Annotated in this window: 30 protein-coding genes; all 30 read left to right on the top strand. The window is 40.6% G+C overall.

Annotation, left to right across the window (positions count from 1 at the left end; translation table 11 throughout):
* Positions 1-1,168 (top strand): elongation factor Tu (tuf, locus tag AC13FX_RS00250; RefSeq protein WP_482878401.1); only part of this gene is annotated, 1,168 nt, incomplete at its 5' end.
* Between the two features lie 10 nt (positions 1,169-1,178).
* Positions 1,179-1,490: a 30S ribosomal protein S10 gene (gene rpsJ / locus AC13FX_RS00245; RefSeq protein WP_018128596.1), complete on the top strand. Its 312-nt coding sequence runs from the start codon at positions 1,179-1,181 to the stop codon at positions 1,488-1,490.
* A 17-nt stretch (positions 1,491-1,507) separates the two neighbouring features.
* A complete protein-coding gene (gene rplC / locus AC13FX_RS00240; protein ID WP_482878400.1) occupies positions 1,508-2,149 on the top strand; it encodes a 50S ribosomal protein L3 in 642 nt (213 codons plus the stop codon).
* 2 nt (positions 2,150-2,151) lie between these two features.
* A complete protein-coding gene (gene rplD, locus AC13FX_RS00235) occupies positions 2,152-2,802 on the top strand; it encodes a 50S ribosomal protein L4 (RefSeq protein WP_482878399.1) in 651 nt (216 codons plus the stop codon).
* Positions 2,799-3,086 carry a 50S ribosomal protein L23 gene (gene rplW, locus AC13FX_RS00230; protein WP_482878398.1) on the top strand — a complete coding sequence of 96 codons (288 nt, stop codon included), beginning with the start codon at positions 2,799-2,801 and terminating at the stop codon, positions 3,084-3,086. The genes rplD and rplW overlap by 4 nt, the downstream gene beginning before the upstream one ends.
* Positions 3,087-3,099: 13 nt before the next feature.
* Positions 3,100-3,933 (top strand): 50S ribosomal protein L2, encoded by an 834-nt coding sequence (gene rplB, locus AC13FX_RS00225; protein ID WP_482878397.1) that lies wholly within the window; start codon positions 3,100-3,102, stop codon positions 3,931-3,933.
* Positions 3,934-3,943: 10 nt separating this feature from the next.
* Positions 3,944-4,216, top strand: coding sequence for a 30S ribosomal protein S19 (rpsS, locus tag AC13FX_RS00220; protein ID WP_482878396.1), 273 nt, complete (start codon positions 3,944-3,946; stop codon positions 4,214-4,216).
* 17 nt (positions 4,217-4,233) lie between these two features.
* Positions 4,234-4,611 (top strand): 50S ribosomal protein L22, encoded by a 378-nt coding sequence (gene rplV, locus AC13FX_RS00215; RefSeq protein ID WP_482878395.1) that lies wholly within the window; start codon positions 4,234-4,236, stop codon positions 4,609-4,611.
* A 12-nt stretch (positions 4,612-4,623) separates the two neighbouring features.
* Positions 4,624-5,376 (top strand): 30S ribosomal protein S3, encoded by a 753-nt coding sequence (rpsC, locus tag AC13FX_RS00210; protein WP_482878394.1) that lies wholly within the window; start codon positions 4,624-4,626, stop codon positions 5,374-5,376.
* A gap of 19 nt (positions 5,377-5,395) precedes the next feature.
* Positions 5,396-5,818 carry a 50S ribosomal protein L16 gene (rplP, locus tag AC13FX_RS00205; protein ID WP_482878393.1) on the top strand — a complete coding sequence of 141 codons (423 nt, stop codon included), beginning with the start codon at positions 5,396-5,398 and terminating at the stop codon, positions 5,816-5,818.
* A gap of 1 nt (position 5,819) precedes the next feature.
* Positions 5,820-6,023: a 50S ribosomal protein L29 gene (gene rpmC, locus AC13FX_RS00200; RefSeq protein ID WP_103664571.1), complete on the top strand. Its 204-nt coding sequence runs from the start codon at positions 5,820-5,822 to the stop codon at positions 6,021-6,023.
* 10 nt (positions 6,024-6,033) lie between these two features.
* Positions 6,034-6,297 (top strand): 30S ribosomal protein S17, encoded by a 264-nt coding sequence (gene rpsQ / locus AC13FX_RS00195; RefSeq protein ID WP_411323249.1) that lies wholly within the window; start codon positions 6,034-6,036, stop codon positions 6,295-6,297.
* A 24-nt stretch (positions 6,298-6,321) separates the two neighbouring features.
* On the top strand, positions 6,322-6,690 hold the full coding sequence (rplN, locus tag AC13FX_RS00190; protein WP_482878392.1) for a 50S ribosomal protein L14: 369 nt from the start codon (positions 6,322-6,324) through the stop codon (positions 6,688-6,690).
* A gap of 15 nt (positions 6,691-6,705) precedes the next feature.
* Positions 6,706-7,059, top strand: a complete 354-nt coding sequence (gene rplX / locus AC13FX_RS00185; RefSeq protein WP_482878391.1) for a 50S ribosomal protein L24 — start codon at positions 6,706-6,708, stop codon at positions 7,057-7,059.
* Positions 7,060-7,074: 15 nt separating this feature from the next.
* Complete coding sequence (rplE, locus tag AC13FX_RS00180) at positions 7,075-7,626, top strand: 50S ribosomal protein L5 (RefSeq protein WP_482878390.1); 552 nt, start codon at positions 7,075-7,077, stop codon at positions 7,624-7,626.
* Positions 7,627-7,638: 12 nt separating this feature from the next.
* Complete coding sequence (gene rpsN, locus AC13FX_RS00175; RefSeq protein ID WP_482878389.1) at positions 7,639-7,908, top strand: 30S ribosomal protein S14; 270 nt, start codon at positions 7,639-7,641, stop codon at positions 7,906-7,908.
* Positions 7,909-7,925: 17 nt separating this feature from the next.
* A complete protein-coding gene (gene rpsH / locus AC13FX_RS00170) occupies positions 7,926-8,318 on the top strand; it encodes a 30S ribosomal protein S8 (protein WP_482878388.1) in 393 nt (130 codons plus the stop codon).
* 17 nt (positions 8,319-8,335) lie between these two features.
* On the top strand, positions 8,336-8,890 hold the full coding sequence (rplF, locus tag AC13FX_RS00165) for a 50S ribosomal protein L6 (protein WP_482878387.1): 555 nt from the start codon (positions 8,336-8,338) through the stop codon (positions 8,888-8,890).
* 11 nt (positions 8,891-8,901) lie between these two features.
* Positions 8,902-9,240, top strand: coding sequence for a 50S ribosomal protein L18 (gene rplR / locus AC13FX_RS00160; protein ID WP_482878386.1), 339 nt, complete (start codon positions 8,902-8,904; stop codon positions 9,238-9,240).
* A 17-nt stretch (positions 9,241-9,257) separates the two neighbouring features.
* Positions 9,258-9,782, top strand: a complete 525-nt coding sequence (gene rpsE / locus AC13FX_RS00155) for a 30S ribosomal protein S5 (protein ID WP_482878385.1) — start codon at positions 9,258-9,260, stop codon at positions 9,780-9,782.
* 16 nt (positions 9,783-9,798) lie between these two features.
* Positions 9,799-10,257 (top strand): 50S ribosomal protein L15, encoded by a 459-nt coding sequence (rplO, locus tag AC13FX_RS00150; protein ID WP_482878384.1) that lies wholly within the window; start codon positions 9,799-9,801, stop codon positions 10,255-10,257.
* A 20-nt stretch (positions 10,258-10,277) separates the two neighbouring features.
* Positions 10,278-11,591, top strand: a complete 1,314-nt coding sequence (secY, locus tag AC13FX_RS00145) for a preprotein translocase subunit SecY (RefSeq protein WP_482878383.1) — start codon at positions 10,278-10,280, stop codon at positions 11,589-11,591.
* A gap of 1 nt (position 11,592) precedes the next feature.
* Positions 11,593-12,402 (top strand): type I methionyl aminopeptidase, encoded by an 810-nt coding sequence (gene map / locus AC13FX_RS00140; RefSeq protein WP_482878382.1) that lies wholly within the window; start codon positions 11,593-11,595, stop codon positions 12,400-12,402.
* A complete protein-coding gene (gene infA / locus AC13FX_RS00135; protein WP_103664582.1) occupies positions 12,395-12,613 on the top strand; it encodes a translation initiation factor IF-1 in 219 nt (72 codons plus the stop codon). Before map ends, infA begins: the two co-directional genes overlap by 8 nt.
* A gap of 8 nt (positions 12,614-12,621) precedes the next feature.
* Positions 12,622-12,738 (top strand): 50S ribosomal protein L36, encoded by a 117-nt coding sequence (rpmJ, locus tag AC13FX_RS00130; RefSeq protein WP_071594720.1) that lies wholly within the window; start codon positions 12,622-12,624, stop codon positions 12,736-12,738.
* Positions 12,739-12,758: 20 nt separating this feature from the next.
* On the top strand, positions 12,759-13,136 hold the full coding sequence (rpsM, locus tag AC13FX_RS00125) for a 30S ribosomal protein S13 (RefSeq protein WP_482878381.1): 378 nt from the start codon (positions 12,759-12,761) through the stop codon (positions 13,134-13,136).
* 21 nt (positions 13,137-13,157) lie between these two features.
* Positions 13,158-13,565: a 30S ribosomal protein S11 gene (gene rpsK, locus AC13FX_RS00120; RefSeq protein WP_482878380.1), complete on the top strand. Its 408-nt coding sequence runs from the start codon at positions 13,158-13,160 to the stop codon at positions 13,563-13,565.
* Positions 13,566-13,583: 18 nt separating this feature from the next.
* Entirely contained in the window at positions 13,584-14,189 is a 606-nt protein-coding gene (gene rpsD, locus AC13FX_RS00115) for a 30S ribosomal protein S4 (RefSeq protein ID WP_482878379.1), read from the top strand.
* A gap of 23 nt (positions 14,190-14,212) precedes the next feature.
* Positions 14,213-15,184 (top strand): DNA-directed RNA polymerase subunit alpha, encoded by a 972-nt coding sequence (locus tag AC13FX_RS00110; protein ID WP_482878378.1) that lies wholly within the window; start codon positions 14,213-14,215, stop codon positions 15,182-15,184.
* Between the two features lie 19 nt (positions 15,185-15,203).
* Positions 15,204-15,740 carry a 50S ribosomal protein L17 gene (gene rplQ, locus AC13FX_RS00105; RefSeq protein WP_482878377.1) on the top strand — a complete coding sequence of 179 codons (537 nt, stop codon included), beginning with the start codon at positions 15,204-15,206 and terminating at the stop codon, positions 15,738-15,740.
* Positions 15,741-16,034: the final 294 nt, after the last annotated feature.

Below are 16,034 nucleotides of genomic sequence, written 5' to 3'. Positions count from 1 at the left end.
ACGGAATAAGCCCCACGTAAACGTAGGCACGATTGGCCACGTAGATCACGGAAAAACGACATTGACGGCAGCGATTACGACAGTAATGGCGAAGACGTACGGTGGCGTAGCGAAGCAATTTGCGGATATTGACAATGCGCCTGAAGAGCGTGAGCGCGGTATCACGATTGCCACGGCCCACGTTGAGTACGAAACCGATCAGCGCCACTATGCGCACGTTGACTGCCCGGGTCACGCCGACTATGTGAAGAACATGGTGACCGGAGCGGCTCAGATGGACGGAGCTATTTTGGTGGTGGCAGCGACCGACGGTCCTATGCCACAAACCCGCGAGCACATTCTGCTTGCCCGCCAGGTTGGAGTGCCACAGATCGTGGTATTTATGAACAAGGTGGATCTGGTAGACGATGAAGAGCTGCTGGAGCTGGTTGAGCTGGAAGTACGTGAGCTGTTGTCTTCCTACGAATTTGATGGCGATGACATTCCTGTGATCCAGGGATCAGCTCTTGGTGCGCTGAACGGCGAAGCCGAGCACGAAGAAAGTATTGTAGAGCTGATGAAAGCGGTTGATGAGACCATACCAACGCCAGAGCGTGATGTGGACAAGCCATTCCTGATGCCGGTAGAGGATATTTTCTCTATCACCGGACGTGGAACGGTAGCGACCGGACGTATCGAGCGTGGAGTGATCAAGGTAAATGATGAAATTGAGATCGTTGGTATCGTTGAAGAGCCAATGAAATCGGTGGTAACCGGTATTGAGATGTTCCGCCGTATGCTTGACCAGGGACAGGCCGGAGACAACGCAGGTATTCTGCTTCGTGGTATTAACAAAGAGCAGATCGAGCGTGGCATGGTATTGTGTAAGCCGGGTTCAATTACCCCTCACAAAGAATTTGAGTGTGAGGTGTATGTATTGAGCAAGGATGAAGGTGGTCGTCACACGCCATTCTTCAAGGGATACCGTCCGCAGTTTTACTTCAGAACCACAGACGTGACCGGCTCATGTGAGCTGCCGGACGGCGTGGAGATGGTAATGCCTGGAGACAATGTGAAATTAAACGTAAGTCTCATCCAGCCGGTAGCGATGGAAGAGGGACTGCGATTTGCGATACGCGAAGGTGGCCGTACTGTGGGTGCCGGAGTGGTAACTAAAATCTTAGACTAAGGATCTGATCGTGGCAACACAACAAAAAATCAGAATCAAATTGAAGTCATACGATCATAACCTGATCGATAAATCAGCTGAAAAGATTATTCAGACTGTGAAATCTACTGGTGCAGTGGTATCGGGACCGATTCCACTGCCTACCCGTAAAAGCATCATTACAGTGAATAAATCTGTATTTGTTGATAAGAAATCTCGAGAGCAATTCGAGTATCGGTCACACAAAAGATTGATCGACATTCTGTCAACAGGATCACAAACTGTAGATGCATTGATGAAGCTGGAATTACCTTCCGGTGTTGATGTAGAAATTAAAGTATAGAAAAGGACCAGAACACGATGAGTGGTTTGATTGGAAAAAAAGTTGGTATGACAAGCGTGTTTGATAACAATGGCAGAAATATTCCTGTTACTGTTATTGAAATTGAACCTTGTGCTATTACCCAGATCAAAACAGAAGAAACAGATGGTTATACCGCTGTTCAGCTTGCTGCTTTTGATCGCAAAGAAAAAAATGTAAGTAAAGCCGTAAAAGGTCACTTTGCTAAAGCAGGTGTAGATACAAAACATCAGGTAGTTGAATTCCGAGATTTTCTTCCGGAAGGACTTGATGTGGGTGATGAACTCACCATATCTGATGTGTTTTCTGTAGGTGATACTGTGGATGTTGTTGGAACTTCAAAAGGCCGTGGATTTACAGGTGTTGTTAAGCGCCATAATTTCAGCGGTGTTGGAGATGCAACTCACGGTCAGCACAACCGAATGAGAGCACCTGGTGCGATCGGTAATGCCTCTGACCCTTCTAAAGTATTTAAGGGAATGAGAATGGCCGGTCAGTCAGGAAATGAAAGAGTTAAGGCTAAGAACCTAAGTGTCGCGAAGATCCTTGAAGACTCTAATCTGCTTCTTGTAACCGGATCAATACCCGGATCCAAAGGTGGATACGTAGAAATTCATAACAAAACGTCTGTGATTGGTTAATCATGAAATTAGATATTTATAAAATAGACGGATCTAAGACCAGCAAAAAAGCTGAATTAAGCGATACTATCTTTGCTGTAGAACCTAATGAGGTTGTACTATACGAAGATGTAAGACGTCACTTGGCTAATAAACGTCAGGGTACAGCTAAAACAAAGGAAAGATCTGAAGTTACTGGTAGTACCAAAAAAATGTATCGCCAGAAAGGTACAGGTAATGCCCGTCGTGGAGACATTAAGTCACCTTTGTTGAGAAAGGGTGGTACCGTGTTTGGTCCTAAGCCACGTGACTATAGCTTCAAAATGAATAAGAAGACAAGACAGTTAGCTAGAAAGTCTGCACTTTCACTTAAAGCAACTGCTGAAGGAATAGTGATCGTTGAAGATTTTTCATTTGATGCTCCTAAGACTTCTCAAGTAGCTGATATGCTTGACGCATTTAAAGTGAGTGGTAAGAAGGTATTGATATTGACTGCTGATACAGATGCTAACATCTATAAGTCTGCACGCAATATTCCTAAAGTAGATGTCTATGAAGGATATAAGCCTAACACTTATCAGATAATGAATGCTGATGTAATACTTATTCAGGAAAGTGCAGTATCAATTCTCGAAAATAGTATTGAAGGTAAAACTGAGAAGGCAACAGCATGAGTGTAATTATTAAACCAGTTATAACAGAAAAATTAAGCAGACTTCAGGAAGAAGGTAAATACACCTTTGAAGTAGCTAGGAATGCAAATAAGCCTGAGATCAAGAAAGCAGTTGAAGCTGCTTATCCGGGCGTAAAAGTGGCTAAAGTAAATACAGCTATCATGCCTTCTAAACCTAAAGGCCGTTATACCAGAAGTGGTTATCAAGGCGGACGAACCAAAGTTTGGAAAAAAGCGATTGTAACGATCAAAGAAGGCGAAATTGATTTCTTTGCTGAAATTTAAGACCTAGAGAATAATGCCTACTAAGAAATTAAAACCAATTACACCGGGAACAAGACACAGAATTGCTCCTGTATTTGATGACATTACGACTGATAAGCCGTTAAAGGCTTTATTAGCAGGAAAACATTCAACCGGTGGACGTAACAGAAACGGAAGAATTACCTCGCGTCACCGTGGTGGTGGACACAAACGTCGGTACAGAGTCATCGATTTCAAGAGAAATAAGCATGACATTCCGGCTGTAGTTCAAACCATTGAATATGATCCAAACCGATCAGCTCGTATTGCTCTTATTGCATACGCAGACGGTGAAAGAAGATATATTCTTGCCCCTAACAAATTACAAGTTGGTGATACGATCATTTCCGGAGAAAATGCAGCGCCTGATCTAGGTAATGCCTCTCCATTGATCAAAATGCCTCCTGGTACATTCATTCATAATATTGAATTGCACCCCGGACAAGGTGGAACACTTTGCCGCAGTGCTGGTACCGGAGCTCAACTTCTTGGTAAGCAGGGTAAGTATGCCAGTGTAAAACTTCCATCAGGTGAAGTTAGAATGATCTTGGGAAGTTGCTATGCAACGGTTGGTGAAACCAGTAACCCGGATCACATGAATACTACTATTGCTAAAGCAGGTAGAAGTAGATGGAAGGGTAGACGACCACAAACACGTGGTGTTGCGATGAACCCTGTTGATCACCCAATGGGTGGTGGTGAAGGTAAAGCTTCAGGTGGTCACCCACGATCACCATGGGGGCAGTCTGCTAAGGGTAAGAAGACCCGAAACAGAAATAAACTGTCTTCTAAGTATATCGTCAGAAGAAGAAAAACAAAGAAAAAATAATTAGATAAGTATGCCACGCTCACTGAAAAAAGGGCCTTTTGTTTATTATAAGCTTCAAAGAAAAATTGATGAAGCTCAGGAAAGTGGATCCAAGAAAGTGATCAAAACCTGGTCACGTAGTTCTATGATAACCCCTGATTTTATGGGTTTGACTATTGCGGTTCATAACGGTAAGCAATTTATCCCTGTTTTTATCACTGAAAATATGGTTGGCCACAAGTTGGGAGAATTTGCTCCTACCAGAACATTTCGTGGTCACCCAATGAAAAAAGCAGCTAAATAATTAATCGGATTTAAGAGATGGATACTCCAGTATTAGAAGCACGCGCAGTTCAAAAGCACCTAAGGAAAGCCCCTAGAAAGGTTCGTTTGGTAGCAGATGCTGTACGTGGAAAATCAGTAGAAAAGGCAATTAAGCGCTTAGAGTATACTAAGAAGGCAACTGCTGAAGATGTTATCAAAGTGATTAAATCTGCGGCTGCAAATTTGCGTGATAAATTTCAGGAAGAGCGCTTTGATAATGAAGACCTTTATATAAAGGAAATATATGTTGATGAGGGTGTAACTCTGAAAAGGATACAGCCTGCACCGATGGGTAGAGCTCATCGAATTAATAAGCGTTCATGCCATATTACAGTTAAAGTGGCAAAGCGTGATCAAGAAAGTGTAAACGAATAAACGACAAATACCTTGGGACAAAAAACAAATCCAACTGGTTTTAGATTAGGCATTATTCGCGGATGGGATTCCAATTGGTTTTCTGAAGAAAATCAGCCGAGTCTTATCATTGAAGACGAAAAACTTCGTGAATACTTGCATACAAGACTCCGTAATGGTGGTCTGTCTAATGTAATCATTGAACGTACACCAAAAAGAATTCTGCTGACACTTAGAACAAGCAGACCCGGTGTAATTATTGGTAAAGGTGGAGAGCAGATCGAATTACTTCGAGAAGAGCTCAAAAAGATTACCAGTAAGGAAGTTCAGATCAACGTTAGTGAGATCAAACGACCGGAATTAGATGCTAGTTTAGTAGCGCAGAATATTGCCCAGCAACTACAAGCCAGAGTTTCATTCAGAAGAGCTATGAAAACAGCCATCTCATCCGCAATGCGAATGGGAGCCAAAGGTATCAAAGTTCGTTGTGCAGGACGTTTAGGCGGAGCCGAAATGGCCCGAACTGAACAATACAAAGAGGGACAGATACCTCTTCATACGCTGCGCGCTGATATTGACTATGCAACTTCTACCTCAAATACCATTTATGGTTCAATCGGGGTAACAGTGTGGATCTTCAAAGGTGAGATCATTGGTGATGTTGATTTGACTCCTGGAACTCAATCCGGTCGTGATTCTGATTCCGGACGAGGAAACAGAAGAGGCGGTGATGACAAAGGAAGAAGAAGTCGTCGACGCAGCAGAAATAGAAATCGATCTAATTAAAATCAGTTAATACGAAACGATGTTAGAACCAAAACGAGTTCAAAGACGCCGCGTACACCGCGACAAATTGAAAGGTAATGCACAGCGTGGCCATATTATCAATTTTGGTGATTTTGGGCTGAAGGCACTAGAACCTAAGTTCATTACTTCACGTCAGATTGAGGCATGCCGTATTGCAATTGCACGTTCACTGCAAAGAGACGGGCAAACATTTATCCGCATCTTTCCAGACAGACCAATGACAAGCAAACCAGCTGAAACTCGTATGGGTAAAGGTAAAGGTGCTTTGGATCACTGGGTAGCTGTAGTGAAACCAGGAAGAATACTTTTTGAGATCGCTGGTGTAAATGAAGAAAGAGCTAGAGAAGCATTGAGACGTGCGGCTCATAAACTCCCTATCAAGACTAAATTTGTTGTAAGAAGAGATTATCAGGGAGGATAAGATGAAAGCACACGAATTAAGAGACTTAACACTTACTGAATTACAAGCCCGTCTTAAAGACGAGCGTGAAGTACTACAAAACCTAAGATTTTCTAAATCTGTAACAGGTCAGTTAGAAAACCCTGCCAGATTGAGAAATCATAGACGAGAAGTTGCTCGACTAGAGACAATTATTAATGAAAAACGTAGTGCTGAACAAGCATAAAGATTTAATTATGGCACAAACAGAAAGAGCCCGAAGACGAGAAAGAATTGGTCATGTTGTTAGTAACAGCATGGACAAGAGTATAACGGTTGCAGTAGATCGTCAGGTAAAACATTCTATTTATGGAAAGTATATTACCAAGACGACTAAGTACATGGCACACGATGAGAATAACGAAGCAAACGTCGGTGACAAAGTACACATTATGTCTACACGACCACTTTCAAAGCGAAAATCTTGGCGATTGGTTGATATCGTCGAAAAAGCTAAGTAACGAATAGAGCATTAGGAATTAGCGATGATTCAAACGAATACGACATTAAATGTAGCAGACAACAGCGGTGCAAGAAAGCTGATGTGTATCAAAGTTTTAGGTGATTCTAAAAGGAGATATGCAAGAATTGGTGATCTTATATCTGCATCTGTTAAAACTGCAATACCGGGTGGTAACGTCAAAAAAGGCGATGTTATAAAAGCCGTTATTGTTAGAACTAAAAAAGAATTCCGCAGAAAGGATGGTAGTTACATTCGTTTTGATGAAAATGCTGCGGTAATTATCAATAAAGATCAAGAACCGGTAGGTACACGTATTTTTGGCCCAGTGGCCAGAGAACTTCGTGAAAAGAGCTTCATGAGAATCGTGTCGCTTGCACCGGAAGTACTTTAAAAAAGGAATTAGAGTATGCCACGCAGGTTCAACAAACAAAAGAAATTAAACGTTAAGAAAGGTGATGACGTATTGGTTATTGCCGGTAACGATAAAGGTAAAAGAGGCCGTGTATTGATGGTGATGCCTAATAAAGAGCGTGTGCTCGTGGAAGGCATCAATATGAAAACCCATCATGAAAAGCCAACCCAGGATAACCCACAGGGTGGACGTCTGAAGAGAGAAGGTTCGATCCATATCTCAAATGTTATGGTGATCGATCCAACTACTGACGAACCAACCCGAGTAGGTCGGAAGCGTATTGAAGAAAACGGCAAAGGCCGTTGGGTACGATATGCCAAGACCAGTGGCGAAATGCTGGATAAATAACGCATATAGATAGCAATGGCTGAAGCAAGATTATATACACAGTATAAAGAAGAAATTCGCGATAATTTACGCGAAGAGTTTGAGTATGAAAACCCAATGGCCATACCCAAACTTCAGAAAATAGTTATAAATGTAGGTGTAGGCGATGCTATAACTGATAAAAAAGTATTAGATACAGTTGTAGATAATGTAGCCGCAATTACTGGTCAACAACCGGTAACTACTAAAGCAAAGAAATCTATATCAAACTTTAAGCTGCGTGAAGGAATGCCAATTGGCTGTAAAGTTACTCTTCGCCAGCGCATAATGTTTGAATTCCTGGATCGACTGATCAACTTGGCTTTGCCAAGAACTCGTGACTTTCAGGGAGTTCCGGACAAAAGCTTTGATGGGCGAGGTAACTATACCTTAGGTATCAAAGAGCATACAATTTTTCCGGAAATCGATACTGACAAAGTTTCAAAGGTCCATGGTATGGATATTACCTTTGTAACTTCTGCAGAAACGGATGAAGAAGCTTACGCACTGCTTAAGCACTTTGGAATGCCATTTAAAACGAGAAATTAAGGATATTCTATTATGGCTAAGAAAGCTTGGATAGCACGCAATAAAAAGAGAAAAGAAACAGTAGAAAAGTATGCTGAAAAGCGCCGTAAGCTGAAAGAAGCTGGTGACTATGAAGGCCTGCAAAAACTTCCACGTGATGCTAGCCCAACCCGGGTTAGAAATCGTTGTAATATCACCGGAAGAAGCAGGGGATATATAGGTAAATATGGAATCTCACGAATCAAATTTCGTGAACTTGCCCTCCAGGGTAAGATTCCAGGTGTACGAAAAGCAAGCTGGTAATTATAAAGAAGGAATCGATGACAGATCCTATTGCAGATTATTTAACACGTATAAGAAATGCCCAACAAGCCGGGCATAGAAAAGTTGATATACCCGCTTCTAAACTGAAGCGAGCCATGACAAAGATATTGGCTGACAAAGGTTATATCTCAAAATACATTGATATTGAGGATGGTAAACAAGGAATTATCCGATTGTTTCTGAAATATGATTCATACGGACACCCTGTTATCCGAAGTATGAAAAGACTATCAAAACCGGGTCTTAGAGTTTATGAAGGCGGAGATAACGTTCCCCGTTCACAAAACGGACTTGGTATTGTAATTCTTTCTACATCCAAAGGTGTAATGACCGATAAAGAAGCTCGCAAGCTTAATGTAGGCGGCGAGATATTATGCACCATTTACTAAAAAACAGTTTTTGAAAAATGTCTCGAATTGGAAATTTACCGGTACCTATTTCTGACAAAGTTGAATTCAGCATCAACGCTGACAACATTGCAACTTTTAAAGGAGATAAAGGAACCAACACACTTCGTATTCACCCTAACATCACTATCGAGAAAAATGATGGTGAATTGATCATTAAACGTAATAATGACGAAAAATCTAACCGTGCACTGCATGGTTTATTTCGTGCTTTGATCAATAATGCTGTTGTTGGTGTAAGTGAGGGTTATACTAAAAAGCTTGAAATAATTGGTGTTGGTTACAGAGCATCCATAAGTGGGGATGTACTGGAATTAAACCTTGGTTATTCTCATCCTATCTTCTTTGTACCACCTGAAGGCATTACTATTGAGGTTGATACAAAAACAAGTAAAAACCCGATATTGATCATCACTGGTGTTGATAAAGAGATGGTTGGACAGGTTGCTGCGAAGATCAGGTCATTTAGAAAACCTGAGCCCTATAAAGGGAAAGGTATCCGTTACCTGGGTGAGCAAGTTCGTCGTAAAGCCGGTAAGTCAGCTGCTAAATAGAGGATTTAATAATGAATAAGAAGCAACAAAAGAAAACTGAACGAAGAAATAAGATCAGAAGAAGAATCCGTTCAACGGTTAAAGGAACTTCTGAAAGACCTCGTTTAAGTATATATAAGAGCAGTAAGTATACATACCTGCAATTGATCGATGACATGGAAGGCGCAACTATTGCTTCAACAAAAGCAAAAAGTGGTGTAGACCATGCCAAAGAAGCAGGTTCTGAAATTGCAAAAGCTGCTCAGGACAAAGGAATTAATAAAGTGGTATTTGACCGAAGTGGTTATAAATATCACGGCATCGTTAAGGCCGCTGCAGATGGCGCCCGCGATGGTGGATTAGACTTTTAATAGAATTGGGATAAACAATGCCTAAAATAAGAAGAAAACAATCTATACCAGCTGCAAACCTGAACCTTGAAGAGAAATTGGTTCACGTTAACCGTGTTTCTAAAGTGGTTAAAGGTGGACGTCGCTTCAGTTTCAATGCTATTGTAGTAGTTGGTGACGGAAACGGAGTTTGCGGTCATGGACTTGGAAAAGCCAATGAGGTTTCTGATGCTATTCAAAAAGGATTTGATAATGCAAAAAAGAACCTCATCAGAGTTCCATTGACGAAAACAAAAAGTATCTATCACCCAATTGTAGGTAAAGCAGGAGCCGGAAAGGTACTGTTAAGACCTGCAGCTGAAGGTACCGGTGTAATTGCAGGTGGTGCTGTAAAATCATTGTTGGACGTAGCCGGAGTACACAATATTCTGTCTAAATCTCAGGGGTCTTCAAATCCCCATAACATGGTTAAAGCTGCTTTTACAGCTTTGAAAGAACTTACAGATCCTGTTGAAGTAGCGCAGAGAAGAGATATTTCTCTGAACAAAGTATTTGAAGGATAATTATTTAAAGAATTAGATGATGGACTTAAGCAATCTAAAAGCACCGATCCCAAATAGAAAAAGTACAAAGCGAGTTGGTCGTGGTCAGGGTTCCGGACGTGGTGAACAATCCGGACGTGGACACAATGGACAGAAGTCCAGATCAGGCCACAAGCAACGTGCATGGTTCGAGGGTGGTCAAATGCCACTTCAAAGAAGGTTACCGAAGTTTGGGTTTAAAAACTTCAACCGTACCGAAAATCGTGGTATAAATGTACATACCATCAGTGAATTTATTGAAGCTGGTAAACTTGATACCAAGATCTCAGTTGAAGACCTCGTTAATATTGGTCTCGCGCATAAAGATGACACGATCAAATTATTAGGTCGTGGCGATATAGATCAAAAAATAGACATAGAAGTGCACGCTGCCAGCAAATCTGCCGAAGAAAAGGTAGATAAAGCCGGTGGTACACTGACAATTGTTAAGAAATAACAGCTTAGTATAGACCCCGCATGAGTCTGATAGAGAACTTTCGCAATATTTTTAAGATTGAAGACCTAAAGAATAGAATTCTTTACACCGTTGGTATATTGATGGTGTATCGGGTAGGTAGTTATATTACCCTTCCCGGTGTAGATGCCAACCAGTTGATCAGTAATTCTGGTAATGCTGCCAGCAGTTTACTTGGATTATTTGATCTGTTTGTTGGAGGTGCATTCTCCAGGGCTGGTGTATTTGCGTTAGGTATCATGCCTTATATTACTGCTGCTATTATTATTCAGTTGATGGGGGCTGTAGTTCCTTATTTTCAAAAACTACAACGAGAAGGTGAAGAAGGAAGGCGAAAGATCACGCGTTTGACACGTTATGGTACTGTTGGTATCACAGCTGTTCAGGCAATTGGTTTCTCTATCAATTTAATATCGTCATCACCGCAAGCTATTGTAGTGAATGAATTATTTTTTGTGATCACAGCAATGATCGTGCTTACAGCAGGTACAGTATTTGTAATGTGGTTGGGTGAGCGGATCAGTGAGCGAGGTATCGGTAATGGTATTTCATTGATCATTATGATCGGTATCATTGCAGCATTACCGGCTAACTTTTATAATGAGATCACCACAAAAGCTAATGCGATCTTAGTAATTATTGAGGTTGCTGCCCTGATTCTGGTTATAGCTGCTGTAGTACTATTGACACAAGGTACACGAAAAATTCCTGTTCAATATGCTAAGCGAGTGGTTGGCAGAAAAGTATACGGTGGAACCACACAGTATTTGCCTCTTAAGGTTAATGCAGCAGGTGTTATGCCAATTATCTTTGCGCAGTCTATCATGTTCATTCCAAGTACAATCGGTTCTTTTTTCCCAGAGAATGAAACGGTACAGTTTTTAACTCAGTGGTCGGTTGACTTTACTGGTGTAACCTATTCAATTGTATTCTTCTTTGTGTGTATGTTCTTCACATTCTTCTATACAGCCATTGCTATTAACCCTAAAGAAATGGCAGATACAATGAAGCGACAGGGTGGTTTTATTCCTGGTGTTAGACCCGGTAAGCAAACTGTAGAATTTATAGACAATATATTGACGAAGATCACTTTGCCCGGATCAATCTTTTTATCATTCGTTGCGATCCTTCCGGCAATTGCAGTTGGATTGTTTGGAGTGACTCCCGGTTTTGCCCTCTTTTATGGAGGAACAAGTTTATTGATCATTGTAGGTGTTGCATTAGATACACTTCAGCAAATTGAAAGCCATCTGATGATGAGACACTATGATGGGTTTATGAAAACAGGTCGTATTAAGGGCCGAAGAAGAGCATAAAATGATTTACCTGAAAAGTGAATCTGAAATTGAGAAGATGCGTGAAAGTGCACTTATCGTCTCAAGAACACTAGCGGAGGTCGGTAAACATATCGAACCCGGTGTTCAAACAGGTAAGCTTGACAGGATCGCGGAAGATTATATTGCTAAGGAAAAAGGTAGACCCGCTTTTAAAGGGTATGGGCCTAAAGGCAATCAATTTCCTGCTACATTATGTATCTCCGTAAATGAAGAAGTTGTTCATGGAATACCGGGAGATAGAGTTTTAAAAGAAGGTGATATTGTATCTGTTGATTGTGGTGTTGAAAAGAACGGATACTTTGGCGACCATGCATACACCTTTGTTGTAGGTAGTTGTGATGAAGAAACTTTGAAATTATTGAGAACTACGCTTGAATCCTTATATAAAGGAATTGACCAGGCGGTTCACGGTAACAGGATTGGAGATATGGCGAACGCTATTCAATCCCATTGTGAATCTGAAGGATATGGTGTAGTTAGGGAATTAGTTGGTCACGGTATTGGAAAATCAATGCACGAAGATCCATCTGTTCCAAATTTTGGAAAAAAAGGTAAGGGTGAACGTTTGCGTTCAGGTATGACTCTTGCCGTAGAACCTATGGTAACAATGGGTTCATTTAAAGTAAAAACATTAAATGATGGCTGGACAGTTGTTACAGCCGACAAGAGCTTAGCAGCCCATTTCGAACACGATATTGTAGTTCGGGAAGGAAAAGCTGAAATTCTCAGTACTTTTGATTATATTGCTGAGCTCTCGGATAAAAATCAAAACATATTGTATTATGGCTAAACAAGAGCCGATAAAACAAGATGGCGAAATAATAGAAGCATTGCCGAATGCTCAATTCAGAGTTGAGTTGGATAATGGACATGAGATATTGGCTCATGTATCAGGTAAAATGCGTATGTATTACATTAAAATTCTGCCGGGAGATAGAGTGGCTGTAGAGATGTCACCCTATGATTTAACCAAAGGAAGAATAACTTATAGATATAAATAAAGGTTGTCATGAAAACTAGATCATCAGTTAAAAAAAGAAGTTCAGACGACAAAATTGTAAGACGTAAAGGAAGACTTTACGTGATTAACAAGAAAAACCCGCGTCATAAGCAACGACAGGGATAATAGACTAACAGATTACTTATATGGCACGTATTGCTGGGATAGATTTACCTAAACAAAAACGAGGCGTAATCAGCCTTACATACATTTATGGAATAGGCCTTTCTAAGGCTAAAGAAATTCTTGACCGCGTTGGTATCGATCATGATGCCAAGGTTCAGGATTGGTCTGATGATGAAGTAAGTGAATTACGTAAGATCATTGATGAAGAGTACAAGGTTGAAGGTGCTCTTAGAAGTGAAGTTAATGGGGACATTCGTCGCCTGATCGAGATTGGAAGTTACCGTGGCGTTCGTCACCGTAAAGGCCTGCCGGTCAGAGGACAGAATACTCAAAACAACGCTCGTACCAGAAAAGGTAAAAAGCGTACTGTTGCCGGTAAGAAAAAAGCAGTTAAGTAGTAATTGTAATTGAGATAACAAATGGCTAAAAAACAAGCAAAAGCAGCAACAGCTGCAAAAAGAAAAAGAAAAAAGCAATTAAGCGATCCTAACGGGATGGCTTTTGTGAAAGCTACTTTCAACAACGTTATCGTCACAATTACTGATGCAGATGGTAATGTAGTATCTTGGTCTTCTGCCGGAAAGGAAGGTTTTAAGGGATCAAGAAAAAATACTCCATATGCTGCACAGCTAAGTGCTGAAACCGCTGCTAAGACTGCCCATGATATGGGGCTTAGAAAAGTTGAAGTATTTGTAAAAGGTCCGGGTTCTGGACGTGAAGCAGCAGTACGAGGTATGGCGAGCTCGGGTTTGGAAGTTACGTCAATCAAAGACAGAACGCCGCTTCCACATAATGGATGCCGCCCCCCAAAACGCAGAAGAGTTTAATAGTAAAGAGATCGTATAATGGCAAGATATAGAGGACCAAAACAAAAGAAGGCCAGAAGGTTCAAGGAACCAATATTCGGCCCAAGTAAAGCATTAGAGCGCAAGCCATACGGACCGGGTGAGCATGGACGTTCTAGATTTAATAGAAAATCTGAATACGCTATTCAATTAGAAGAAAAGCAGAAAGCCAAATACACTTACGGCTTGCTCGAAAAGCAATTCCGGAATTTATTTAAATCAGCATCAGCTAAAGATGGTGTTGCCGGTGAAAACCTTCTGCAAGCATTAGAATGCAGATTGGATAATACTGTATATCGAATGGGTTTTGCCAGAACAAGAAGACAGGCAAGACAATTGGTTACTCACAAGCATATTGTTGTGAATGGTAACATTGTAAATATCCCGTCATTTGAAGTTTCACCTGGCGATGTAATATCTGTTCGCCCTAAATCCAGAACTCTGGAAGTTATTGAGGATTCCCTGTCAGGTTCTTCAAGAAACAAATATAAATGGGTTGAAACAGATCCTAAGATGAAAACAGGTAAGATGCTGAATGTTCCTTCTATGGAAGAAATACCTGAAAATATAAACGTACAGCTTATTGTTGAGCTTTACTCTAAGTAATTCAAAAAGACATAGATCTTATTATGAGCAATTATAGCATTCAAATGCCTGAAACCCTTAACGTTGTTGAAGACCAAAATGATTTTGGTACGTTTGTACTTCAGCCATTGGAGAGAGGTTTCGGTGTAACGATTGGAAATTCGTTTAGAAGAGTACTGCTCTCATCTTTACCTGGAATTGCCATTACGGCAGTGAAAATAAATGGTGTAGACCATGAATACTCCAGTATTAAAGGTGTAAAGGAAGATGTTTATGAAATCATTCTGAATTTCAAAGAAGTCAGGTTCAAGCAAGTTGAGCAGAGTTCAGGTGTTATACATATTTCCAAGAGTGGTCAGGGCGAATTGACAGCTAAAGATATAGATGATGCAACGGCTGAATATGAGGTATTAAACCCGGATTTAGTTATTGCTAATCTAGCTGATGATGCTGAATTGGAAATTGAATTGAAGATTGGCCGTGGTCGTGGATATGTTCCTGCAGAGGAAATGAATATCGAAGACGATGATGTGAATCTTATTCCGATCGATGCAATTTTTACACCGATCAAATCAGTAAAGTATAATGTCGAGAATGTTCGTGTCGGTCAGAGAACTGACTATGAAAAATTAGTAATGGATATTCAGACTGACGGTTCCGTTAATGCCAAAGAGGCTTTAACCATTGCCGGAAAGATTCTGAAGGAACACATTGAGAAATTCATTACTGAAGAGATAGAAGAGCCATTTACTCAGGAAGAAGAGGAAGTGGATGCTGAAAAACAACGTGTAGCTAACCTGTTAAGAACAAGTATTGAAGATCTTAACCTAAGTGTTAGAGCTTATAACTGCTTGAAATCAGCAAACATCAATTCAATCGGTGAACTAGTTTCCCGCGATGAACAAGATCTTCTGAAATTCAGAAACTTCGGTAAAAAATCACTTAGTGAATTAGTCGAGGTCATTGAAGAGAAAAATCTTGAGTTTGGAATGGACGTTTCAAAATATTTGGACTAAGGCAGAAAGGAATTAAAAAATGCGTCACGGAATAAAAGGAAGAAAATTAAGTCGAACAGCAGCTCATCGTAAGTCAACCATGCAATCACTTGCAATGGCATTGATCAGGGAGCACAGAATAGTAACTACTGTAGCTAAAGCGAAAGAGCTTAGAGGTTATGTTGAGCCCTTGATTACCAGAGCTAAGGAAGACACTGATCACAACAGAAGGCAAGTGTTTTCAAGTCTGCAAAATAAAGATGCGGTTACAACTCTGTTTAAAGAGATCGGGCCAAAATCCAAAGATCGACCAGGTGGCTATACGCGAGTGATCAAAGCTGGATTCAGAAAAGGTGATGGTGCAGAATTAGCTGTAGTTGAACTTGTTGATTTTAACGATATTAAACCTGAAGGTTCTTCTTCATCTGCTAAGAAGAAGAGAACCAGGAGAGCAGGTAAGAGTAACACACCGACTACGTCCGAGTCTACTACTAAAGAATCGGAAAAGAAGGAGAGTGCTAACGACTCTGAAGAGACATCAGCAGAGAAAAAAGAATCTGCAAACGAAGAAGAATAATTTCAGGTAGTTAAACCTGGAAAGTGTGCATAGGGCATGCTTCGGTTGTTCACCTAGGAAATTTAAAATTTCCATAAAATAAAGTTGACAACTCAATAAAATTATCCCTATCTTTGGTTTCTGTTTCGAAAACGATTTTTTGATTCGGAACAATAGTTCTTAGACATAATGAAGTATAGATCAGATTGTTTGTGCGAGCGAGAGCTTGTTCAATTCTTTGATGCATTAATTTGCATAGAAAATGACCAAGAGCGTAGGGTCAGCTCACAGAGTATATATTAGATATTTACAATG

The organism is Gracilimonas sp. B-17 (genome assembly GCF_056857935.1).
This window is presented reverse-complemented; position numbering and strand designations above follow the sequence as displayed.